At 65.0% G+C, this 21,113-nt stretch carries 23 protein-coding genes; 11 read left to right on the top strand and 12 right to left on the bottom strand.

Translation table 11 applies throughout. The features are described 5' to 3' along the window. Positions 1-35: 35 nt before the first annotated feature. Together LZD57_RS22315 and LZD57_RS22310 are read right to left on the bottom strand one after the other, a co-directional pair. Positions 36-743 carry a uracil-DNA glycosylase gene (locus tag LZD57_RS22315; RefSeq protein ID WP_233721798.1) on the bottom strand — a complete coding sequence of 236 codons (708 nt, stop codon included), beginning with the start codon at positions 741-743 and terminating at the stop codon, positions 36-38. A 20-nt stretch (positions 744-763) separates the two neighbouring features. Next, complete coding sequence (locus LZD57_RS22310) at positions 764-1,351, bottom strand: LabA-like NYN domain-containing protein (RefSeq protein ID WP_233721797.1); 588 nt, start codon at positions 1,349-1,351, stop codon at positions 764-766. 408 nt (positions 1,352-1,759) lie between these two features. On the opposite strand from LZD57_RS22310, the gene rpoZ reads away from it, so the two are divergent. The 7 genes from rpoZ to recO all read left to right on the top strand — a co-directional run bounded on the left by rpoZ (position 1,760) and on the right by recO (position 8,734). Continuing rightward, the gene (gene rpoZ / locus LZD57_RS22305; protein WP_233721796.1) at positions 1,760-2,191 is read left to right on the top strand and encodes a DNA-directed RNA polymerase subunit omega; all 432 of its coding nucleotides are present in this window, start codon (positions 1,760-1,762) and stop codon (positions 2,189-2,191) included. 126 nt (positions 2,192-2,317) lie between these two features. Continuing rightward, a complete protein-coding gene (locus LZD57_RS22300) occupies positions 2,318-4,531 on the top strand; it encodes a RelA/SpoT family protein (protein WP_233721795.1) in 2,214 nt (737 codons plus the stop codon). Between the two features lie 203 nt (positions 4,532-4,734). Continuing rightward, positions 4,735-5,388 (top strand): DUF2062 domain-containing protein, encoded by a 654-nt coding sequence (locus tag LZD57_RS22295; protein ID WP_233721794.1) that lies wholly within the window; start codon positions 4,735-4,737, stop codon positions 5,386-5,388. Positions 5,389-5,478: 90 nt separating this feature from the next. Continuing rightward, positions 5,479-6,213 (top strand): signal peptidase I, encoded by a 735-nt coding sequence (gene lepB / locus LZD57_RS22290; protein WP_233721793.1) that lies wholly within the window; start codon positions 5,479-5,481, stop codon positions 6,211-6,213. Continuing rightward, positions 6,201-6,908, top strand: a complete 708-nt coding sequence (rnc, locus tag LZD57_RS22285) for a ribonuclease III (protein ID WP_233721792.1) — start codon at positions 6,201-6,203, stop codon at positions 6,906-6,908. Before lepB ends, rnc begins: the two co-directional genes overlap by 13 nt. Further along, the gene (era, locus tag LZD57_RS22280; RefSeq protein ID WP_255700111.1) at positions 6,905-7,897 is read left to right on the top strand and encodes a GTPase Era; all 993 of its coding nucleotides are present in this window, start codon (positions 6,905-6,907) and stop codon (positions 7,895-7,897) included. Before rnc ends, era begins: the two co-directional genes overlap by 4 nt. Before the next feature lie 81 nt (positions 7,898-7,978). Beyond that, positions 7,979-8,734 carry a DNA repair protein RecO gene (gene recO / locus LZD57_RS22275; RefSeq protein WP_233721791.1) on the top strand — a complete coding sequence of 252 codons (756 nt, stop codon included), beginning with the start codon at positions 7,979-7,981 and terminating at the stop codon, positions 8,732-8,734. On the opposite strand, the gene LZD57_RS22270 is transcribed toward recO, so the two are convergent. The 3 genes from LZD57_RS22270 to LZD57_RS22260 form a co-directional block, all read right to left on the bottom strand. Beyond that, positions 8,700-9,008 carry a HigA family addiction module antitoxin gene (locus LZD57_RS22270; RefSeq protein WP_233721790.1) on the bottom strand — a complete coding sequence of 103 codons (309 nt, stop codon included), beginning with the start codon at positions 9,006-9,008 and terminating at the stop codon, positions 8,700-8,702. The genes recO and LZD57_RS22270 overlap by 35 nt on opposite strands. A 35-nt stretch (positions 9,009-9,043) precedes the next feature. Then, the gene (locus tag LZD57_RS22265) at positions 9,044-9,325 is read right to left on the bottom strand and encodes a type II toxin-antitoxin system RelE/ParE family toxin (RefSeq protein WP_233721789.1); all 282 of its coding nucleotides are present in this window, start codon (positions 9,323-9,325) and stop codon (positions 9,044-9,046) included. A 69-nt stretch (positions 9,326-9,394) separates the two neighbouring features. Continuing rightward, on the bottom strand, positions 9,395-10,624 hold the full coding sequence (locus LZD57_RS22260; protein ID WP_233721788.1) for an MFS transporter: 1,230 nt from the start codon (positions 10,622-10,624) through the stop codon (positions 9,395-9,397). A gap of 204 nt (positions 10,625-10,828) precedes the next feature. Here LZD57_RS22260 and panC point away from each other — a divergent pair, with 204 nt between their 5' ends. Both panC and panB read left to right on the top strand, forming a co-directional pair. Next, positions 10,829-11,677 carry a pantoate--beta-alanine ligase gene (panC, locus tag LZD57_RS22255; protein ID WP_233721787.1) on the top strand — a complete coding sequence of 283 codons (849 nt, stop codon included), beginning with the start codon at positions 10,829-10,831 and terminating at the stop codon, positions 11,675-11,677. 27 nt (positions 11,678-11,704) lie between these two features. Then, positions 11,705-12,523: a 3-methyl-2-oxobutanoate hydroxymethyltransferase gene (panB, locus tag LZD57_RS22250; RefSeq protein ID WP_233721786.1), complete on the top strand. Its 819-nt coding sequence runs from the start codon at positions 11,705-11,707 to the stop codon at positions 12,521-12,523. Positions 12,524-12,551: 28 nt separating this feature from the next. On the opposite strand, the gene LZD57_RS22245 is transcribed toward panB, so the two are convergent. The 7 genes from LZD57_RS22245 to LZD57_RS22215 form a co-directional block, all read right to left on the bottom strand. Next, positions 12,552-13,016, bottom strand: coding sequence for a GreA/GreB family elongation factor (locus tag LZD57_RS22245; protein WP_233721785.1), 465 nt, complete (start codon positions 13,014-13,016; stop codon positions 12,552-12,554). A gap of 219 nt (positions 13,017-13,235) precedes the next feature. After that, the gene (locus tag LZD57_RS22240) at positions 13,236-13,985 is read right to left on the bottom strand and encodes a pseudouridine synthase (RefSeq protein ID WP_233721784.1); all 750 of its coding nucleotides are present in this window, start codon (positions 13,983-13,985) and stop codon (positions 13,236-13,238) included. Continuing rightward, positions 13,982-14,908 carry a class I SAM-dependent methyltransferase gene (locus tag LZD57_RS22235; protein ID WP_233721783.1) on the bottom strand — a complete coding sequence of 309 codons (927 nt, stop codon included), beginning with the start codon at positions 14,906-14,908 and terminating at the stop codon, positions 13,982-13,984. Before LZD57_RS22235 ends, LZD57_RS22240 begins: the two co-directional genes overlap by 4 nt. 92 nt (positions 14,909-15,000) lie before the next feature. Beyond that, positions 15,001-15,717 (bottom strand): arsenical resistance protein ArsH, encoded by a 717-nt coding sequence (gene arsH / locus LZD57_RS22230; RefSeq protein ID WP_233721782.1) that lies wholly within the window; start codon positions 15,715-15,717, stop codon positions 15,001-15,003. A gap of 52 nt (positions 15,718-15,769) precedes the next feature. Beyond that, positions 15,770-16,177 carry an arsenate reductase (glutaredoxin) gene (gene arsC, locus LZD57_RS22225; protein ID WP_233721781.1) on the bottom strand — a complete coding sequence of 136 codons (408 nt, stop codon included), beginning with the start codon at positions 16,175-16,177 and terminating at the stop codon, positions 15,770-15,772. Beyond that, positions 16,174-16,911, bottom strand: a complete 738-nt coding sequence (locus tag LZD57_RS22220; protein WP_233721780.1) for an MIP/aquaporin family protein — start codon at positions 16,909-16,911, stop codon at positions 16,174-16,176. Before LZD57_RS22220 ends, arsC begins: the two co-directional genes overlap by 4 nt. Beyond that, entirely contained in the window at positions 16,908-17,324 is a 417-nt protein-coding gene (locus tag LZD57_RS22215; protein WP_233721779.1) for an ArsR/SmtB family transcription factor, read from the bottom strand. The genes LZD57_RS22220 and LZD57_RS22215 overlap by 4 nt, the downstream gene beginning before the upstream one ends. Positions 17,325-17,758: 434 nt before the next feature. On the opposite strand from LZD57_RS22215, the gene LZD57_RS22210 reads away from it, so the two are divergent. Together LZD57_RS22210 and LZD57_RS22205 are read left to right on the top strand one after the other, a co-directional pair. Beyond that, positions 17,759-19,162: a type I restriction enzyme HsdR N-terminal domain-containing protein gene (locus LZD57_RS22210; protein WP_233721778.1), complete on the top strand. Its 1,404-nt coding sequence runs from the start codon at positions 17,759-17,761 to the stop codon at positions 19,160-19,162. After that, on the top strand, positions 19,159-20,667 hold the full coding sequence (locus LZD57_RS22205) for an Eco57I restriction-modification methylase domain-containing protein (RefSeq protein WP_233721777.1): 1,509 nt from the start codon (positions 19,159-19,161) through the stop codon (positions 20,665-20,667). Before LZD57_RS22210 ends, LZD57_RS22205 begins: the two co-directional genes overlap by 4 nt. Positions 20,668-21,113 lie beyond the last annotated feature (446 nt).

Genomic DNA, 21,113 nt, shown 5'->3' with positions numbered 1-21,113 from the left:
ACGGTGCCACGTCGATGCGTGACGCAAAGCGATAGTTAGTCCAAAAACCCCGCCACCTCCGCAAACACCGCCTCGAACATCTCGGTCGTCAGCCGACCGGTGTTGGTGTTGTAGCGCGAGCAGTGATAGCTCGAAAAGATCCGCAGCCCGGCGAGGTCGGTCGCGCCATTGTGGCGGAAGGGATGCGCCGCGAGACGGCCGCCGAGGGTCCGGATGGTGGAATCGTGGGCGATCTTGCCGAGGGTGACGACGGCGCGAAGATCGGGCAGGCGGGCGATCGTTTGAGTGAGGAACGGCCGGCAGGCGTTGATCTCGGCGCCGACGGGCTTGTTTTCCGGCGGCACGCAGCGGACCGAATTGGTGATCGCGGCGCCGATCAGTTCCAGCCCGTCGTCGGGCCGGGCGTCGAAGCGGCCGTTGGCGAAGCCGAAACGCGTCAGCGTCGCATAGAGAAGATCGCCGGCATAGTCGCCGGTGAAGGGGCGGCCGGTGCGGTTGGCGCCCCGAAGGCCCGGCGCGAGGCCGACGACGAGGAGCCGGACGCCGTCCGGCCCCCCGGGCGGAAGCAGGCTCGGCACCGGCGCGTTGTGCCAGGACGGCTCGCGGGCGCGCCAGTCTTCGCGGAACGCGGCGAGGCGGGGGCAGCGCGGGCAGTCGCGCGGCGGCTCGGCCGGCGTGCCGGCAAAGGGATGGGCCGCGCCGCCGTGGGGACCGGCGGCCGTGAGGGGCCTCGGTGTGGACAAGAAGTCTGCTGCCTTGCCGCTCAGTAGTCGTCGTCTTCGGATTCCGCCTCGGCCCGGCGGGCCATGCGGGCTTCGCGCTCGGCCGGAGTGCGGCCGATCTCGCCGCGCAGCGTGACGATGTCGATGAAATGGTCGGCCTGGCGGCGCAGGTCGTCGGAGACCATCGGCGGCGAGGAGGTCAGCGTCGAGACCACCGAAACCTTGCGTCCCTTGCGCTGCAGCGCCTCGACCAGCGAGCGGAAATCGCCGTCGCCGGAGAACAGGACGAAGTGATCGACGGTATCGACCAGTTCCATGGCATCGATGGCGAGTTCGATGTCCATGTTGCCTTTGATCTTGCGGCGGCCGGACGGATCGGTGAACTCCTTCGCCGGCTTGGTGACGACGCGGTAGCCGTTGTAGTCCAGCCAGTCGATCAGCGGTCGGATCGACGAATATTCGTTGTCTTCGATCAGCGCCGTATAATAATAAGCGCGAAGTACATAAGATTGCCGCTGGAACCAGCTGAGCATCTTCTTGTAGTCGATATCGAAGCTAAGATTTTTTGACGTTGCGTAAAGATTGGCGCCGTCAATGAATAAAGCAAGTTTCTCGCGTTGATCAAACATTTTTTGCAACTCGCGTTAGAAAGCGGGGTAAAGCTGAATAGTCGGACTGCGAATTCTGGAATCACCAAGTCGATCTCGGACCAGCAGCGCCCGTAGCAGGTTTGCTGGGCAGCCGGCAAGATGCACTGCCGGTCGAGGCCGCTCCGTCGGATGCATCCTCTGCGGATCGATCGGCTCGATATGCTTGCACTGACGGCGGCGGGGCGCCTGGCGGGAGACCGGCGCTCCGGCTGCATCTCTCCTGCCGACCCCACCTCTCCTGCCGACCCCACCTCTCCTGCCGACCCGAGGACTCTCGTTCCCCGCAGAGTCACCGCAGGCGAAATCAATGGGGTACTTGCCGCGCGCGGACGAAACGTCTATGTCCGGGTCTTCGTCACCGAATTTGACCCGTTGCAGGAGACAGGCATGGCCCGCGTCACCGTAGAAGATTGCGTCGACAAGGTCGAGAACCGCTTCGAGTTGGTTCTCCTTGCCAGCCACAGGGCGCGCCAGATCTCGCAAGGACAGACCATAACCATCGACCGCGACAACGACAAGAACCCCGTCGTCGCGCTCCGCGAGATCGCCGACGAGACGCTCTCGCCCGGCGACCTGAAGGAAGATCTGATCCACTCGTTACAGAAGCACGTCGAGGTGGACGAGCCGGAGCCGCGCCCCGACCAGGGCCGCGCCGAGGAGAACCAGCGCCTCATCGCCGCCGCGAATTCCGAGGTTCCCGCCGCGGTCGAGCCGGCAGCCGAGGATGCCGAGCCGGTCTCCTTCGACCGGATGTCGGAAGAGGACCTTCTGGCCGGCATCGAAGGTCTCGTGCCGCCCGAGAAGACCGACGATTATTGAGCCGACGAGGGCGTCTGCCTCTACAATACCGGCAGGCGTTGACACTATATTAGGGGGTGTCGTTCCGGATGGAGCGATGCCCCCTTCGTCATTCCGTCACCAGTCAGAGCCGGTCGCCACAAGCCCATGATGCGGCAATACGAACTCGTCGAGAAAGTCGCGGCCTACAAGCCGGATCTCGACGAAGCGCTTCTCAACCGGGCCTATGTCTACGCCATGCAGAAGCATGGCTCGCAGAAGCGCGCCAGCGGCGATCCGTATTTCTCCCACCCGCTCGAGGTGGCGGCGATCCTCACCGACATGCATCTCGACGAGGCGACGGTGGCCGTCGCCCTGTTGCACGACACGATCGAGGACACCGACGCCACCCGCAAGGAGATCGACCAGCTGTTCGGGCCGAAGATCGGCCAGCTGGTCGAGGGCCTGACCAAGCTGAAGAAGCTCGACCTCGTCTCCAAGAAGGCCGCGCAGGCGGAGAACCTGCGCAAGCTGCTCCTGGCGATCGCCGACGACATCCGCGTCCTCCTCGTCAAGCTCGCCGACCGGCTGCACAACATGCGCACGCTGGGGCCGATGGCGCCGGAAAAGCGCGCCCGCATCGCCCAGGAGACGATGGACATCTATGCGCCGCTGGCCGGACGCATGGGCATGCAGGACATGCGCGACGAGCTGGAGCAGCTGTCGTTTCGTCACATCAATCTCGACGCCTTCGAGACGATCACGGCTCGCCTCGCCGAACTGAAGGCCCGGCACGCCGAAACGATCGCCGCCATCGAACGGGACCTGACCGCGAAGCTCAAGGAGAACGGCATCCAGGCGAGCGTTTCCGGCCGGCAGAAGACCGCCTATTCGGTCTTCTCCAAGATGCAGCGCAAGGCGCTGTCGCTCGAACAGCTTTCCGACATCTTCGGCTTCCGGGTGATCGTCGACGACGTGGAGTCCTGCTACCAGACGCTGGGGATCGTCCACCGCACCTGGCCGATGGTGCCCGGGCGGTTCAAGGACTACATCTCGACGCCCAAGCAGAACGACTACCGCTCGCTCCACACCACTATCGTCGGGCCGTCGCGCCAACGCGTCGAACTGCAGATCCGCACCCGGGAGATGCACGAGGTCGCCGAATACGGCGTCGCCGCCCATACGCTCTACAAGGACGGCGCGACGTCGGGTGCCGTGCATCTGTCGAAGGAATCCAACGCCTATGGCTGGCTGCGCCGGACCATCGAGCTGCTGGCTTCCGGCGACAATCCGGAAGAGTTCCTCGAACACACCAAGCTCGAGCTCTTTCAGGACCAGGTGTTCTGCTTTACCCCGAAGGGTCGGCTGATCGCCCTGCCGCGCGGCGCGACGCCGATCGATTTTGCCTATGCCGTCCACTCCGAGGTCGGCGACAATTGCGTCGGCTGCAAGATCGACGGCCGGATCATGCCGGTGGTCACCGAACTCGCCAATGGCGACGAGGTCGAGGTCATCTGCGCCAAGGGGCAGACGCCGCCCCAGGCCTGGGAGACCATCGCGGTCACCGGCAAGGCCCGGGCGGCGATCCGGCGGGCCGCGCGGGCCTCGATCCGCAAGCAGTATTCCGGCATCGGCCAGCAGATCCTCGAGCGCACCTTTTCGCGCGCCGGCAAGGCCTACGCGCGCGAGGCGCTGAAACCCTTGCTCGGCAAGCTCGGGCACCGCGAAATCGAGGACGCGCTGGCAGCCGTCGGTCGCGGCGAGCTGAAGCCGACGGACGTCCTGAGGGCAGCCTTCCCGGACTATCAGGAAAGCCGGGCGGCGCGGGCGGCGGAAACCGGCGAGGACGAGGGCTGGTTCAACCTGCGCACCGCCGCCGGCATGATCTTCCGCGTGCCCGGCCGCTCCAAGGCGAAGCCGCGCACCAACGGCAAGGCGATCCCGATCCGCGGCGCCGGGGAGGACATGCCGGTCCGCTTCGGGCCGGACGGAGCCGTGCCGGGCGACCGCATCGTCGGCATCATCGAGCCCGGCAAGGGGATCACCATCTACCCGATCCAGTCGCCGGCACTCACCGCCTATGACGACGAGCCGGACCGCTGGGTGGACGTCAGGTGGGACCTCGACGAGGCGATGAGCGAACGCTTCCCGGCCCGCATCATGCTGTCGGCGAAGAACGAGCCGGGCTCGCTGGCGGAGATCGCCGAGACGATCGCCATCAACGACGCCAACATCCACAATCTTTCGATGATCTCGACGGCTCCGGACTTCACCAAGATGATCATCGAGCTGGAGGTCTGGGACATCCAGCACCTCACCCAGACGCTCCGGCAGCTGCGTGCCAAGCCCTGCGTCGCCGACGTCACGCGCGTCAACGGCTGATCCTGCCGGCCCGGCCGGTCGCTTTGACAGGGCTCGCGCAAGGTGTGACAAGATCGTGAACGCCCGTCCAGGGGCGGGGAAATTTTCGCCGCAAAGCGCTGGCTTAAGGCAGCCGGGGGTCGCTGGCGGCCGGCATTGCATCACGTCGACGCGAGATCACGGCGAATTCGCCGTCCCTCCCATTCTTTCGGAGTTGTCGAACCATGTTGTTCCGGCGGCGCGTGCCCGAGGGCCGTTGGGCGCGATTTCGCACTTTTCTCTGGCCGCGCCGGTCGTTCCGGCGCTCCTATCGCTATTTCGTCAAGCGGGTGATCCGGCTCGATGCCGCGCCGCATGCGGTCGCCGCGGGCTTTGCCGCGGGGGTCATCGCCTCCTTCACGCCGTTCATCGGCTTCCATTTCCTCCTGGCCTTTGCGATCGCCTATCTCGTCGCCGGCAACATGGCGGCGGCGGCGCTCGGCACGGCCGTCGGCAATCCGGCGACGTTCCCGTTCATCTGGGCCTCGACCTATGAAATCGGGCGGTTCGTCACGGCAGGGGCACCGGCCAACGCGCCGCATCCCGACACGCTGGAATCCTCGCTCTCGCCATCCAATCTCCTGGCGATCTGGGATCCGGTGGTGAAGCCGATGCTGATCGGCTCGATCCCGCTCGGTCTCGTCGCCGGAGCCTTGTCCTACGTCCTCGTGCGCTCGGCGGTGACGAGCTTTCAGGCCCACCGCAGGCGGCAGATCGCGGCGGGACGCAAGCCCGTCGACCAGGCCGGCAAGGTGCTGGTCGAGCGCCTGGCCGCACAGCGCAGGCAACAGCCGCGAGGCGTCGGTGGACGCACCGCTTCCGGGCCGGACAAAGTTTAATCCCGCCGCCGTTGCGGCCCGCCCGCCAAGTGGTTAGAAGGCGCTCTGCGGCCGGGCCGCGCGACGGTGAACAGGCAAGAAGAGAGTGCGATGGTCGACCAGGCCGAACGGACGGACAAGGGCGGCTTCGGCGAGACCGTCAAGGTCATCATCCAGGCGCTCGTCCTCGCTTTGGTCATCCGCACCTTCCTGTTCCAGCCCTTCTCCATCCCGTCCGGATCGATGATGCCGACGCTTCTCGTCGGCGACTACCTGTTCGTTTCCAAGTGGAGCTACGGCTTCTCGAAATATTCGTTCCCGTTCTCGCCGGACGTCTTCGACGGGCGGGTGATGTCCTTCGAGCCGAGCCGCGGCGACGTCGTCGTCTTCCGCAAGCCGCACGAGGAGGACGTCGACTACATCAAGCGCCTGATCGGCCTGCCCGGCGATCACGTCCAGGTGCGCGAGGGCATCCTCTATCTGAACGGCAAGGCGGTTCCGCGCGAGCCGGCCGGCGAGTTCACCTTCGACGACGGCGCGACGGCCGAGCAGTATCGCGAGACCCTGCCCAACGGCGTCTCCTACGTCACCCTCGACCTGTCGCCGAATTCGCCCGGCGACAACACCCGCGAATTCGTCGTGCCGCCGGACCATTACTTCATGATGGGCGACAACCGCGACAACTCCCTCGACAGCCGTTTCGACGTCGGCTACGTGCCGTTCGAGAACTTCGTCGGCAAGGCGCGGGTCATCTTCTTCTCGATCAAGGACGACGTCTCGCCGCTCGAAGTCTGGCAGTGGCCGAGCGATCTGCGGCCGAGCCGCTTCTTCACATGGCTCGGGTAAAGCGCGAAAGGTCTCTCGACGAGCTCGAGCAGCGGATCGGCGTCCCGATCCGCGACAAGGAGCGCTTCGAGCGCGCCCTGACCCATTCGAGCCTGTCGAGCGAAGGCGGCGCCAAGAGCTACGAGCGGCTGGAATTTCTCGGCGACCGGGTGCTCGGCCTCGTCATCGCCGAGCGGCTGTTCGGGCAGTTTCCGGATGCCGACGAGGGCGAACTGTCGCTGCGGCTCAACGCGCTGGTCAGCGCCGACGCCTGCGCCGAGATCGCCGACGAGATCGGCCTGTTCGACTATGTCCGGCAGGGCTCCGACCTGAAGAAGCTGAAGGGCGAGCGCACCAGGAACATCCGCGCCGACCTCGTCGAGTCGCTGATCGCCGCCATCTATCTCGGCGAAGGGCTGGAGACGGCGCGCGACTTCGTCACCCGCCACTGGGGCGAGCGGCTCGACGCCGACGTCGTCGCCAGGCGCGATCCGAAGACGGCGCTGCAGGAATGGGCGCACCAGCGCGGCCCGGCGGCGCCGCGTTACGAGACGATCGACCGGTCGGGGCCCGACCACGAGCCGGTCTTCACCATCCGGGTCGCCGTCGAGGGCGTCGAGCCGGCCGAAGGGCAGGGCCGCTCGAAGCGGATCGCCGAGCAGGAAGCCGCCGCAGCCGTGTTGCGGCGCGAAGGTATCTGGAAGGACCGGGATTGAGCGACGAGACGACGCGCGAGGACGAGATCGGGCCGGACCAGCCGCAGGCGGCGGGCGCAGCGCCCGCGAGCGGCGAAGGCACGGGCGGCACCGGGCCCGCCCGCCGCTCGGGCTTCGTCGCGCTGCTCGGCGCGCCGAACGCCGGCAAGTCGACCCTCGTCAACCGGCTGGTCGGCACCAAGGTGACGATCGTCACCCACAAGGTCCAGACGACGCGGGCGCTGGTGCGCGGCATCGCCATGCATGACGGCGCCCAGATCGTCTTCGTCGACACGCCGGGCGTCTTCAAGCCGAAGCGGCGGCTCGACCGGGCGATGGTGAAGACCGCCTGGTCGGGGGCGAGGGACGCCGACGTCGTCCTTGCCATCGTCGATTCCGAGCGGGGCATCAGCGAGGACGTCGGAGAGATCCTCGACCGGCTGAAGGACCGGCCGGTGACCAAGGCGCTGCTTCTCAACAAGGTCGACCGGATCCAGCGCGAGAAGCTGTTGGGCCTGACGAAGGAACTCACCGACAGGGTCGCGTTCGACCGGGTCTTCATGATCTCGGCGCTCGACGGCTCGGGCTGCGGCGACCTGATGGACTGGCTCGCCAAAGCGCTGCCGGAGGGGCCCTGGTATTATCCCGAAGATCAGGTCTCCGACCTGCCGCTGCGCCAGCTCGCCGCCGAGATCACCCGCGAAAAGCTCTATCTCAGGCTGCATCAGGAACTGCCCTATGCCAGCCACGTCGAGACCGAGCTGTGGGAGACCCGGCCCGACGGCTCGGTGCGGCTCGAACAGACCATCTATGTCGAGCGCGACAGCCAGAAGCGCATCGTCATCGGCCACAAGGGCGAGACGATCAAGGCGATCGGCGAAGCCGCCCGCAAGGAGATCACCGAGGCGGCCGACCAGAAGGTGCACCTGTTCCTGTTCGTGAAGGTGCGCGAGAACTGGGGCGACGATCCCGAGCGCTACCGGGAGATGGGGCTCGATTATTCGAGCTGACCGCCGACCGGCGGGCCTGTCCTTCATGCGGCGGCGCGCCTTTGTTCCGAGCGGTGCTTTTGAAGTCGACTGGATGCGGCGATGGAATGGCGTGAGGAGGCGATCGTGCTCGGCGTCCGGCGCCATGGCGAGACGAGCGTCATCGCCGAGGTGATGACCAGGTCGCGCGGGCGGCATCTCGGCATCGTCAGGGGCGGGCGCTCGCGGCGCCAGCAGCCGGTGCTGCAGCCGGGAAACACCGTCGAGGCGCATTGGCGGGCGCGGCTCGACGAGCACATGGGCACCTTCATCCTCGAACCTTTGACGCTTCGCGCCGCGTCGCTGATCGAAAGCGCAGCGGCGCTGAATGCCGTGCAGCTTGCGGCGGCCCATATCAGGCTCCTTCCCGAGCGCGATCCGCATCCGCGGCTCTACGACGGTCTGGCCGTCCTCATCGAACATCTGACCGAGCCGCAGACCGTCGCGGCTCTGATGCTGCGCTTCGAGATCGCCTTGCTCGAGGAACTGGGCTTCGGGCTCGACCTCTCGCAATGCGCCGCGACCGGCCAGACGCACGATCTCGTCTATGTCTCGCCGAAGACCGGCCGCGCGGTCAGCCGCGAAGCCGGCGCCCCCTGGCACGACAAGCTGCTCGCCTTGCCGGCGTTTCTGGTGGAGGAGGGCGGTCCGGAGGGGGCGGACGAGCTGCGGGAGGCGTTTCGCCTGACCGGCTACTTCCTTGCCCGCAACGTCTTCGGCCCGCGCGGCATCAAGGAGCCCGAAGCGCGGCACGGACTGCTCGCTGCGCTGGCGAAGGACGGCCTCAGGCCGCTGCCGAATCTGTCCGCCGAGGAATGATCGCCGCGATCTCGTCGTGCTTGCAATCGGTTTCCAGTTTCAGGTCGTATGACCTCTGCAGGTTCAGCCATAGTTCCGGCGTCGTGCCGAAATAGCGCGCCAGTCGCAAGGCAGTATCAACGGTGACCGGCGTCTCCTCGCGAGCGAGCCGCTCGATCCGGGTTCGCGGAACGTGAAGTGCCTTCGCCAGCCCGTACGGGGTCATTGCGAGCGGCACCAGAAAATCCTCGCGCAGAATTTCGCCGGGGTGGATAAGGGGTAGTTTCAGATCCATTGCACGGGCTCGATCTCGTTCAGGCAGCCATTCCATCAATGATAGTCGACGATCTCAATGTCTTCCGCTCCCTCGTCGGTCCAGCGAAAGCATATGCGCCACTGATCGTTGATGCGGATGGAATACTGCCCGCTGCGATCACCCTTCGGAGCCTCCAAGCGGTTCCCAGGAGGTGAGGCCAGATCGCTGAGCCGTCCCGCATCTGCCAGGTAGCGGAGTTTACGTTGGGCGGGCCGTATGAGATCTGCCGGAAAACCCTTCACCGATCGACCTGCTGCCAACAGTTCGATCGTGCGGCCTTTCCAGGAACGGATCACGGCAACACCAGCATAGTATCATGCTAAGATACGTCGGTGCTGTTGTCCACCTATGCCCGTCTTTCCGTATCACACCGCCAGCGCCGGCCGCTCCACCGCGCTCTCGCGGATCGGCCAGTGCATGACCGCCGCGAAAAGCCCGAGGACGACGCCGAGCCACCAGACCACGTCGTAGGAGCCGTAGATCTCGTAGAGATAGCCGCCGAGCCAGACGCCCAGGAACGAGCCGATCTGGTGGGAGAAGAACACCAGGCCGCCGAGCAGGCCGAGATATTTCGTGCCGAACATGATGGCGACGAGGGCGTTGGTCGGCGGCACGGTCGAGAGCCACAAAAGGCCCATGACGACGGCGAAGACGACGACCGTCGCCGGCGTGATCGGCGTCAGCAAGAAGACCGTCACGACGATCGAGCGGCCGATATAGATCCAGGCGAGGAAATGCGGTTTCGACACGCGCTGGCCGATGATGCCCGAGGAGATCGAGCCGATGATGTTGCAGAAGCCGATCAGCGCCATCGAGACGACCGCCCATTGCGGCGCGATGCCGACATCGGCGAGGAAGGCCGGGAAATGCGCCGTGATGAAGGCCACCTGAAAGCCGCAGACGAAGAAGCCCGAGGTGAGGAGGACGAAGCTCCGTGTCGCGAAGGCTTCGCGCAGGGCCGCGCCCATGGTCTGCTCGATCTCGGGCTTGAGGTCGCGCCGGATCTGGCCGTTGCCGCGCAGCGCAAAGGACAGCAGCGGGACGAGGAGCATGACGGCGGAAAGGACGAGCAGCGCGTCGGACCAGCCGTAGCTGTCGATCAGCGCCTGGGACAGCGGGGCGAAGAGGAACATGCCGGCCGAGCCCGCCGCCGTGCCGAGCCCGAAGACGAAGGAGCGCTGCTCGGCGCTGACCCGTCTGGCGAAGGCGGCGAGGACGATGCCGAAGGAGCCGGAGGCGACGCCGAGGCCGACGAGAACGCCGGAGCCGATGGTCAGGAAAATGGGCGATGGCGCGACGGCCGTCAGCGCCAGGCCGCTCGCATAGAGGAGGCCGGAGAGGATCAGCACGCGGGCGGTGCCCCACTTGTCGGCGATGGCGCCGAACAGCGGCTGGCCGGCACCCCAGCACAGATTCTGGATGGCGATGGCGATGGCGAACTCGTCGCGGCTCCAGCCGGTGTCGGTGAGCATCGGCAACTGGAAGAAGCCGATGGCCGAGCGTGGGCCGAAGGTCAGGAGCGCGATCACGCAACCGGCGGCGATGGCGACGAGGGCGGTATTGTCGGGCCGATCTCGGCCGGGAACGGCGGTCATGACGGTATTCCTCGAGACGGACCTGAAGAGGCCGGGATTGTACCTGCCGACCGCCCGGGGGCAAACGCGCAATTGCAATGGGTGTCATCAGCGAATGCGATGGATCGGCCGGCCGGCTCGAAGCCCGCGCGACGGGCTTTGCCCTTCCGCTCTGCCGCGCGAGCCGATAGAAGGCGTTCCCGACGATCAAACGGACGAAGGCCCGTGAAACGATACGACACGATCGATGCGCTGCGGGCAGCGCTGGGGCGGGCACGGCAGACGGGACGGACCATCGGCCTCGTCCCTACGATGGGCTTCCTGCATGCGGGACATCTCGAACTGGTGCGGCGGGCGCGGGCGGACAACGACGTCACCGTCGTCTCGATCTTCGTCAATCCGACGCAGTTCGGCCCGTCTGAGGATTTCTCGACCTATCCGCGCGACATGGAGCGCGATCTCGCGCTTCTCGCCGAGGCGGGGGTCGATGCGGTGTTCACGCCCGCCGTCGAGGCGATGTATCCGCAGCCGCTGCAGACGACGATTTCGCTGAAGCCGCTCGGGGACATCCTGATCGGCACGGTGCGGCCCGGTCATTTCAGCGGTGTCGCGACGGTGGTCGCCAAGCTCTTCAACGTCGCCCAGCCGACGCGGGCCTATTTCGGCGAGAAGGACTTCCAGCAGCTCACCGTCATCCGCCGCATGGTCGATGATCTGAATTTCCCGGTGGAGATCGTCGGGGTGCCGACGGTGCGCGAAGAGGACGGGCTGGCGATGTCGTCGCGCAACGTCCGGCTCTCGCCCGACGACCGAAAGGCGGCGCAGGTGCTCTCGCGGGCGCTGTCCGAGGGTGCGGCGACGATCGCGGCGGGCGAGGGCGATGCGGCGGGCGTGCTGGCGGCGATGACGGCGAGGATCGTCGCCGAGAAGGGCGTCACGCTGCGCTCGCTCGACATCGTCGATGCGCGCGATCTCGGTACGGTCGACAGGATCGACCGCCCGGTCGTGCTGCTCGTCACGGCCGAGGTCGGGCCGGTGCTCCTGATCGACCAGCGCGAGGCGCGGCCGGCCTGAAGGACAAATGGCAAGGGGAGGCGGGCGATGAGCGCGCAAAAGCAGGCGAAGCGCCGTACGGCGCCGCAGATCCAGGCACGAAAAGGCGGAGAGCCCATCGTTTCGCTGACGGCCTACAATGCCGCCTTGGCACCGCTCGTCGATCCGCTGGTCGACTTCATCCTCGTCGGCGACAGCCTCGGCATGGTCGAGCATGGCATGGATTCGACGCTTGCCGTCGGCCTCGATCTGATGATCGCCCATGGCAGGGCGGTGGTGCGCTCGACGGCCGAGGCGCTGATCGTCGTCGATCTGCCCTTCGGCGCCTATGAAGCCTCGCCGGAAGACGCGTTCCGGTCTGCCGCGCGGGTGATGGCCGAGACCGGCTGCGGAGCGGTGAAGCTGGAGGGCGGGGCGCATATGGCGCCGACGATCTCCTTCCTCGTCGCGCGCGGCATTCCGGTGATGGCCCATGTCGGCCTCACGCCCCAGGCGGTCAACGCGCTCGGCGGCTTCCGCAGCCAGGGCCACGACGAGGCGGCGCGGGAGAAAATTCTCGGCGATGCCGTTGCCGTGGCCGATGCGGGGGCCTTTTCGGTCGTGATCGAGGGCGTGGTGGAGCCGCTTGCCGAGGAGATCACCCGGAAGGTGGGGATCCCGACGATCGGCATCGGCGCGTCTTCGGCCTGCGACGGGCAGATCCTCGTCCTCAACGACATGCTGGGGCTGACGGAACGCGTGCCCAAATTCGTCAAGCGCTATGGCGAGATCGGCAAGGCGGTGAGCGAGGCGGTCGCGGTCTATGCCGGCGAGGTGCGCGCGCGGCAGTTTCCCGCGCAGGAGCACACATACAAGGCGCGCGGGTGAGCGGCAGGGGCGCCGCGATCACGTCCCCTCAGCCGATCGACACGATCTCCGCCTCGGTGGCACCGGCCCGGACGGTGTCTCCTTCCTCCTTGCCGACGAGCTGGCGGGCGAGAGGCGACAGGTAGGAGATCAGGCCCTCTTCAGGGTCCGCCTCGTCGATCCCGACGATCCGGTAGCTCTGAACCTTTCCGTTCGGGCGCCTGATCTCGACGCGGTCGCCGAACTGGACGACCTCGCTGCCCGCCTGGGGAACGGTGAGCTGGGCGGTGGAGCGGCGGGCGCGCCAGTATCTGAGGTCGCGGTTGATCATCGCGAGGGCGATCTTGTCGTTCGCCGTCCGCGCCTCTTCGAGCGAAGCTTCGGCTTTGGCGATCTCCGCGTCGAGCATTTCGAGGCCGCGTTTCGTGACGAAGTTCGGGTCCGTCCCGAGGTCGCGCTCCGGCAGCCCTTCGACCTGATCCTCGTTCGGTTCCTTGACGAATGCGACGCTCATCGAACGCTCCTCCCACGCTGTTTCCACGAAACGCAACCAATGGTGATGATATAGGGTGGGAACCCATGGTCAAACCACCGCGACTCTGCCCCATGGTCGCATCGCGGCGGCCATGAGGGCGAAGCCGTCTGCCCGGCCGGGCGCGTGAGGACCGGCAAGGTGGGCCGGGATCTCGGTCGTGCCGTCCGGAAGAGGGCGCTGTGCCCCGGTCGCCTGCCGTCAGCCGCCGCTGCCCGCCTCGGCGAAGATCGCGGCGAGATCGGCCTCGCCGAGGCGGCGGATCGCGCCCGGCTCGAGGTCGGACGGCAGGGTGAGGCCGCCGATGGACTCCCGGTGCAGCGTCTCGACATGGTTGCCCGCCGCCGCGAACATCCGGCGGACCTGATGATAGCGGCCTTCGTAGACCTTAAGGATCGCGTCCTGCGGGCCGAGGATCTCGAGCACCGCAGGAGCGAGCGGCTTGTCTTCCCCTTCCAGCATCAGCGTGCCGGAGGCGAAGAGCGCGGTCTCGGCTCCGGTCAAAGGCCGAGCGAGATGGGCGCGGTAGCGCTTGGCGACGTGGCGCTTCGGCGAGATGATGCGATGGAGGAGCGCGCCGTCGTCGGTCATCAGCAACAGGCCGGAGGTCTCCTTGTCCAGCCGGCCGACCGTCGAGATGGCGGGATCGCGCCGCCGCCAGCGGGCCGGCAGGAGATCGTAGACGAGCGGTCCCGCCTCCTTGTGCGAGCAGGTGACGCCGAGCGGCTTGTTCACCATCAAGGCGACGCCCGGCAACGGATCGAGCGCCTCGCCGTCGACCACCAGTCGGGATTCGAGGTCGGGCGTCAGCGCGATCCGGGTATCGGCGCGGGGGATCGGGGCGCCGTCGAGCCGGATGTGGCCGTTCCTGGCCAGGAGCTGGATCTCGCGCCGGGAGGCGTAGCCGAGATTGGCCAGCAGCTTGTCGAGACGGGCGGTCGGCGTCTTCATTTGCGCGCCTCGAAGATCTTGTAGCCGGCCACGTCCGCCAGCGTCGTCACGGTCCGGAACGTCCCGCGCAGCACCTCTTCGTAGGGCATGTGGCGGTTGGCGACGAGATGGAGCGTGCCGGAGCGGCGGAGCATCCGGCCGGCGGCGACGATGAAGGCCTGGCCGAGCCCGCGATCCTCGATCCCCTCGGCGTGAAAGGGCGGGTTCGAGACGGCGAAGTCGAGATCGGTGAGCGCCGCCTGACGGACGTCGCACCACAGGAAGCGCGCCCGCGGATCGGCGACGTTCATCTTCGCCGCCTCGGCGGCGCGGCGATCGATCTCGACCAGCGTCAGAGATTCGACGTTCGGCGATTCCAGCACGGTCAGGGACAGGACGCCGAGCCCGGCGCCGAGGTCGGCGCCCCGTCCCGAAAGGGGCGGCAGATGGCGCCGGAGCAGCGAGGATCCCGGATCGACGCGGTTCCACGAGAAGATGCCGGGCTGCGAGCGAAGGCCGGTCTCCTCCAGCGTGACGGGCGAGCCCTCGGCGATCGCCTCGGCAAGGCCGTGCGGGGCGTCCGGGCGCCGGACGCTGCAGATGCGGTGCCGGGCCTTGAAGCGCTCGGCGACGTCGCAACCGAAAGCCTCCAGCTCGGCGCGCAGGCGCTGGCCGCCCTTGGCCTTCGGCGCCGAGACGGTCAGCGCGCCGCCGGCGGCGAGCGCCCGCAGGGCATGGGCGAGGACGAAGCGCCGTTCGATCGCGCCGGGCGGCGCCGCGACGGCGATCGTGTCCAAGGCGGCGTCGGGCAGGCGCTCCAGCGCCTCGGCGCCGGGGCGCAGCGGGGAGAGCTGCACGGCGCCCTCCGGCACCTCCACGAGATCGGCGGGGGGCGAACCGTAGACGGCACTGCGGAGCGGAAGAGACGGATCGATCTTTGTCACGCGGGTGCCATAGCAGCTTTGGCGGGTTTGCAAAGAGTGGCCGTCGCCGCCGATCGGCAGGAGGGAACGGCGACGATGCTCGTCCGCGCGACTCAGATCGCCCGCTGGTTCACCCGTTTCGACAATTCCGCCGCGGTCTCGACCCGCTCGGAATAGCGGTCGGTGAGGGCGGCCGAGCGGCCCCGCGTCATGTAGGTGAATTTGACGAGTTCCTCGCAGACGTCGACGATGCGTGCGTAATAGGCCGACGGCTTCATCCGGCCGGCCTCGTCGAACTCGGCGAAGGCCTTCGCGACGGAGGACTGGTTGGGGATCGTCACCATCCGCATCCAGCGGCCGAGGATGCGCAGCTGGTTGACCGCGTTGAAGCTCTGGGAGCCGCCGCAGACCTGCATGACCGCCAGCGTCTTGCCCTGGGTCGGGCGGACCGCGCCCTGCGACAGCGGGATCCAGTCGATCTGCGCCTTCATGATGCCGGTCATCGCCCCGTGCCGCTCGGGGCTGACCCAGACCATGCCCTCCGACCATGTCGCGAGATCGCGCAGCTCGGCGACCTTCGGATCGTCGGCCCCGGCGGCATCGGGCAGCGGCAGGCCGCGCGGGTCGAAGGTCTTCACCGCGCAGCCGAGGAAGGTCAGGAGGCGGCCGGCCTCCTCGGCGGCGAAACGCGAATAGGACCGCTCGCGCAGGGAGCCGTAGAGGATCAGCATCCGGGGCGCATGGCCCGGATCGCCAGGCGCCCCGTAGAGCGCCGGGTCGACGGGCGCGAGGGCGCCCTCGACGAGATTGGGCAGGTCCGAAAGCGGCATCCGGGGCAAACGTTCGTTCATCGTCGATGGCGAGCGGCCAGGGGCCGGTTCGTCAGTGGGCGGCGGGGACGACCTCGCCGTCCTCCTTGGTGAAGGATCCGATGTCGGGGTTCGGCAGGATCTCCAGCACCTTTTCGGAGGGACGGCAGAGACGCACGCCCTTGTCGGTGACGACGATCGGCCGGTTGATCAGGATCGGGTGCTCCATCATCGCCTGGAGCAGCTCCTCGTCCGAGAGCTTGTCGTCGTCGAGGCCGAGCTCGTGATAGGGCGTGCCCTTTTCGCGCAGGAGATCGCGCGGCTTCATGCCCATCATGTCGAGCAGTTCGATCAGCGTCTCGCGGCTCGGCGGGGTCTTCAGATACTCGATCACCTGCGGCTCCTCGCCGGACTGGCGGATCATCGCCAGCGTGTTGCGCGAGGTGCCGCATTGCGGGTTGTGGTAGATCGTGACGGTCATCGGGCGCTCTCGTTTCGAGTGGCGGATCGGTCGGCGCTGAGGGCCTCGCGGAGGGTCGGCCGCGGGCCGGGATCGAGCAGCCAGCCAAATAGCGCGGTGGCGAGGGCCGCGCCAAGGCATTCGGCGACAATGAAGGCCGGCACGTCGAGCGGCCGGATGCCGGAAAACGTGTCGGTGAAGGCTCTTGCGACGGCGACCGCCGGATTGGCGAAGCTCGTCGAGGCGGTGAACCAGTAGGCGGCGCTGATGTAGAGGCCGACCAGCCAGGGGATCGCCGGCCCGTTGAAGCGCAGACCGCCGAGGATGACGCCGACGAGGCCGAAGGTGGCGAGGACCTCCGCTCCCCATTGCGCCGGCCCGGTGCGGGGGTGGGTGGCGAGCGCCAGCGGCGAAAGATCGAACATCAGATGGGCGGCGACCGTGCCGGCGAGCCCGCCGGCGATCTGCGCGGCGACATAGAGGCCGGCGATGCGCCGGCGGGTCGCCCCGCGCAGGAACACGGCAAGCGTCACCGCCGGGTTGAAGTGAGCGCCGGAGATCGGCCCGAAAATGGTGATCAAGACGACGAGGATCGCCCCGGTCGGCAAAGTGTTGCCGAGGAGGGCCAGCGCCGTGTCGTCCGTCAGCCGCTCGGCCATGATCCCCGAGCCGACCACCGTCGCGACGAGCAGCGCGGTGCCGAGCGCCTCGGCGACGAGCCGGCGGGGCAGATCGAAGGGCGGCGGCCCGCTCAAGGCTTGGCCCCGACCGGTCGCGGCTTCGCCGCTGCGGGGCGCGGCGCGCTCGTCGTTCCGGCGTCCGCCGGGCGGCCCCCGCAGCCGCCGGCGGCCATCTCGCCGATCTCGGGGCCGCAGATCTCCGGATGCCCGTCGCAGCAGTCCTCCGCCAGAAAGGCCAGCAGCGCCCGCATCGCCGTAAAGCGCACCGCATAGCGGACCTGCCGGCCCTCGCGCCAGGAATGGACGAGGCCGGACCGGTCGAGCCCCGCCAGATGAAAACTCATCCGCGTCGGCATGATCGTCAGCCGCACGGCGATCTCCCCCGACGGCAGTCCGCCCGGCCCGGCCTTCACCAGCAGGCGAAACGCCCGCAGGCGGTCGGCATGGGCGAGGGCGGCCAGGGCGGTGACGGCGTAAGTGTCTTCCATGGCTGCGAGTATACAGGGATTGTTGGAGGGTGGAAGGGTGCGTTTGGTTGATGAGGGGGGGTGCTATGGGATCGATACGCCGTGAGTGGTGCGCGGGGCCGGCAGCTTCGCGCCGGGGAAAAGGAAGAGGCCGTAGCTCACCGCGGCCGGGAATACGGAAGGCGGGCGTTGGCGCGTGGGCTTGCTGACCGACGGCTATGCGCCCATCTCGGTCATTCTGATAGACGTGTCTGCCACTCGAAAGCGGACATTTGCTATGAAGGATGCGCAGGGCTATTTTGGAACGACCAGGATGGGCGGAAACCCGTCGGCCCGCTTCCGGAAAATAGGCTCGCGGAAGCTGCCGCCATCGCCTCGCGTCCGGCTAGGTCTTTCAGCCCAAAGCAGATATGATCGAACTGCTTTGCCTCACTCATAACCTTATATAGGTAACGATGCCCGCTCCAAAGACGATTGTCGATCTCGTTGAACGCTTTGAATCACATAAAGACGCATACAAGGCACCTACCTACAACGAAACTCAGCTCCGCCGCGAGTTTGTAGATCCCCTCTGCAAGGCTTTAGGATGGGACATCGATAACGAGCAAGGTTGGGCGGAAGCGTATAAAGATGTCGTCCATGAGGACGCCATCAAGATCGGAGGCAATACAAAAGCCCCAGACTATGCGTTCCGGATAGGCGGCACCCGGAAGTTTTTCCTTGAAGCCAAGAAACCTTCGGTCAACATTAAGTCCGATATATCTCCGGCATTTCAGCTTCGCCGCTATGCTTGGAGCGCAAAGTTGCCGCTGTCCATTCTGACCGATTTTGAAGAATTCGCCGTTTACGATTGCCGAGTCAAACCCGAAAAGGGTGACAAGGCGAGTGTCGCCCGCGTCGCCTATTACACCTTCGATCAGTATGTAGAAAAGTGGGATGAGATCGCGGCGATCTTTTCACGCGACTCGATACTCAAAGGCTCGTTCGACAAATATGCGGATGACAACAAGCGAAAGCGCGGCACGGCCGAGGTAGACGATGCCTTCCTCGCTGAGATCGAAAGCTGGCGATCCGCTCTCGCGAGGAACGTTGCCCTACGCAATCCTCACCTATCGCTCACAGAGCTAAACACTGCGATTCAGAAAACCATTGACCGGATCGTCTTCCTTCGAATCGCCGAGGATCGCGGCATCGAGCCTTATGGTCAGCTCCAGAAGCTCGCAGCAGGGAAGGGACTCTATGGACGGCTCGGAGCCTTATTCCAGCAAGCCGATACCCGATACAACTCCGGCCTGTTTCACTTCCGCGCTGGCGACGGATCTGCCGAAACGCTCGATGAATTCACGCTAGCTCTCACCATTGACGATAAGGTTCTGAAGCCAATTCTTTCAGGCCTATACTACCCAGACAGTCCGTATGAATTTTCCGTTCTGCCCGCCGACATTCTGGGGCAGATTTACGAGCGCTTTCTTGGGAAAGTCATCCGCCTATCCGGCCGGACTGCCATCATCGAGGATAAGCCCGAGGTTAAGAAAGCTGGTGGTGTGTACTACACTCCAGCGTACATATCGAAATACATAGTGCGTCATACACTGGATCCTCTGCTGGCTGATCAGACGCCGCTGCAGATATCAGGCCTAGATAAGCGCATGCGCAATCAAGCTCCCCTTCGGATTATCGATCCCGCGTGCGGATCGGGATCCTTCCTGATCGAGGCGTATCAATATCTGTTGGACTGGTATCGGGTGCAGTACATCAAGGACAATCCCGCTAGGGCGCGAGTGGAAAAAATCCAAAGCTGTACCCGGTCGGAACCGGCGAATGGCAGCTTACAATTTCCGAGCGTCGGCGCATCTTGACCACCCACATCTTCGGCGTAGACATCGACTTGCAAGCGGTAGAGGTCACAAAACTGTCGCTTCTTCTCAAGGTCTTGGAAGGAGAGAAAGCCGACACCATTGCTCGACAGATGGATCTGTTCAAGACGCGAGCTCTGCCCGACCTCGGGGCAAATATCCGTTGCGGAAACTCTCTCATTGATTCCCATTTTTACAAATCGTATTCGCTATCACTCCTAACCGAGGATGATAAAATTCGGCTTAATATTTTTGACTGGGACGACGAATTCCCATTCTTCAGGAGGTCGAAATTCGATTGCGTCATAGGCAATCCCCCGTACCTCTATTCCGCTGGAAGCGAATACAGCGCATATTTCCAGTCCTACTATTCCTTCTCCAACTATCAGACGGATTTCTACGTTTATTTTATCGAACGTGGCCTCGCGCTTCTGCGCAAAGGGGGCGCTATGGGGTACATCATTCCAGACTCGTGGCTGAATTCTGACAGTTTCGGAAAGATGCGCTCCGCTCTAGTCAATGAGTGGCACCTTGAGCGCGTATGCGTATACAAGTACAACGTCTTCCGATCTGCAAACATCGAGAATACGGTGTTCGTCGCGCAGAACCGCAAGCCCGGCGCCGAAATACCGATCTACGAATTTTCTTCGCCGACCGATGGACGATTGGTCAACACTCTAGCAGTAGCAGACATCAACAGACTCGGCATCCTAGACCCCGGTCACAGTAAAACAGGGGAAGCCATAATCTCCCACCTCGATACCTTTCCAAGGCTGAAGCGGATTGTCGATCTCAATAGGGGCATCCACGCTTATCGGACAGACGGGTACGGTAAAACGGCTTTTGGTCATGGCCCCCAGACTAAACGAGATAAAGACGAACGGTCATACCATTCTACCACCAAAAGGGATTCGACGTATCTCCCTGAAGTGCGAGGTCGCGATGTCCTTTGGTGTAGGTATCGTCATTCTGGGAAATATATCTCATATGGCGAATGGCTGGCTGAACCTCGAAACCCAAAATACATCTTAAATCCGAAAATCGTTTTCCGGAAGACGCTTGGAAATATACTGTCAGCAGCTCTCATTATCGAGCCTGCAGCTGTTGACCAGTCGCTGTACATCGCGATTGAGAAGAATAATGATATTGAAATACTGAAGTTCGTTTTGGGTGTGACAGCCAGTTCGCTCGGGGCGTGGTACCTGCGAACTAAATATTCCATCTATGACAAGCTGCATCCTTGGTACACCAAAAAGCATTTGGAGGATTTTCCGATCCCCCCCGCTAGCAGCAAGATTGCAGGAATTGTCGATAAAATCTTGGCCGCACAGACCGCCGAAACTTCGGCGAAGACCGAGGGAGAGCGTCGGCGCGCTGCCCGTGAAATCAATGTCTATCGGAGGGATTTGGATAAGGCGGTCTTCGCTTCGTTCGGCCTCTCGGACAAGCAAGGCGACTTCATTCGCGCCGCGACGGCTACGGGCGGTGCTGCTCATTACACAAATTGAAGCCGAAGCCGCCGCGTCCACTTAGAAACGACTGCTTTCGAGAACGCCAACACCGAACTTGAGCGTCTTCGAAGGGGCGAAACCCGAGTGGCGGCTTTCTGCCGATCCCGCTCAGAAGCGGACGGTCTCCTTTCGGCCCATCAAAGCCAGCAGAAACCGCCTGCGTCCAGCCTCTCGCTGGATCCTGCAGAGTTGACGCCCGTGCACGTCCTCCAGCGGATCGGGGCATCGCCGTCAGCAGCGCCGATCTCGTGTGCGGCGGCAGGCGAAAGGGCGCCCTCTCTCCCCTTTGTGGGAGAGAAAGCGATTTCATCGGCTTATACCAACTCTCATTGATCAGAACCCATGCGCCCACTCTCGCAGGCCGATGGACATGATGCGCCACGGCTGTGTTTCGATCTTTCGCCAAGCCCTGCAGGTGTGATCGAGAATATCGTCGTAGGATT

This window comes from Jiella avicenniae, assembly GCF_021390325.1.
In the GTDB taxonomy this organism is placed as follows: domain Bacteria; phylum Pseudomonadota; class Alphaproteobacteria; order Rhizobiales; family Rhizobiaceae; genus Jiella; species Jiella avicenniae.
Note: the sequence above shows the minus strand (reverse complement) of the source record. Positions and strands in the feature narration are given on the sequence as shown.

Bases quoted from the DNA above. Each gene is read 5' to 3' on its own strand.
- lepB (WP_233721793.1), top strand. From the start codon at position 5,479: ATGGTCGACCAGGCCGAACGGACGGACAAGGGCGGCTTCGGCGAGACC.
- LZD57_RS22210 (WP_233721778.1), top strand. From the start codon at position 17,759: ATGCCCGCTCCAAAGACGATTGTCGATCTCGTTGAACGCTTTGAATCA.
- LZD57_RS22295 (WP_233721794.1), top strand. From the start codon at position 4,735: ATGTTGTTCCGGCGGCGCGTGCCCGAGGGCCGTTGGGCGCGATTTCGC.
- LZD57_RS22270 (WP_233721790.1), bottom strand. From the start codon at position 9,008: ATGGATCTGAAACTACCCCTTATCCACCCCGGCGAAATTCTGCGCGAG.
- arsH (WP_233721782.1), bottom strand. From the start codon at position 15,717: ATGCCGCTTTCGGACCTGCCCAATCTCGTCGAGGGCGCCCTCGCGCCC.
- arsC (WP_233721781.1), bottom strand. From the start codon at position 16,177: ATGACCGTCACGATCTACCACAACCCGCAATGCGGCACCTCGCGCAAC.
- LZD57_RS22260 (WP_233721788.1), bottom strand. From the start codon at position 10,624: ATGACCGCCGTTCCCGGCCGAGATCGGCCCGACAATACCGCCCTCGTC.
- recO (WP_233721791.1), top strand. From the start codon at position 7,979: ATGGAATGGCGTGAGGAGGCGATCGTGCTCGGCGTCCGGCGCCATGGC.
- LZD57_RS22240 (WP_233721784.1), bottom strand. From the start codon at position 13,985: ATGAAGACGCCGACCGCCCGTCTCGACAAGCTGCTGGCCAATCTCGGC.
- LZD57_RS22300 (WP_233721795.1), top strand. From the start codon at position 2,318: ATGATGCGGCAATACGAACTCGTCGAGAAAGTCGCGGCCTACAAGCCG.
- LZD57_RS22215 (WP_233721779.1), bottom strand. From the start codon at position 17,324: ATGGAAGACACTTACGCCGTCACCGCCCTGGCCGCCCTCGCCCATGCC.
- LZD57_RS22310 (WP_233721797.1), bottom strand. From the start codon at position 1,351: ATGTTTGATCAACGCGAGAAACTTGCTTTATTCATTGACGGCGCCAAT.
- rnc (WP_233721792.1), top strand. From the start codon at position 6,201: ATGGCTCGGGTAAAGCGCGAAAGGTCTCTCGACGAGCTCGAGCAGCGG.
- LZD57_RS22245 (WP_233721785.1), bottom strand. From the start codon at position 13,016: ATGAGCGTCGCATTCGTCAAGGAACCGAACGAGGATCAGGTCGAAGGG.
- panB (WP_233721786.1), top strand. From the start codon at position 11,705: ATGAGCGCGCAAAAGCAGGCGAAGCGCCGTACGGCGCCGCAGATCCAG.
- rpoZ (WP_233721796.1), top strand. From the start codon at position 1,760: ATGGCCCGCGTCACCGTAGAAGATTGCGTCGACAAGGTCGAGAACCGC.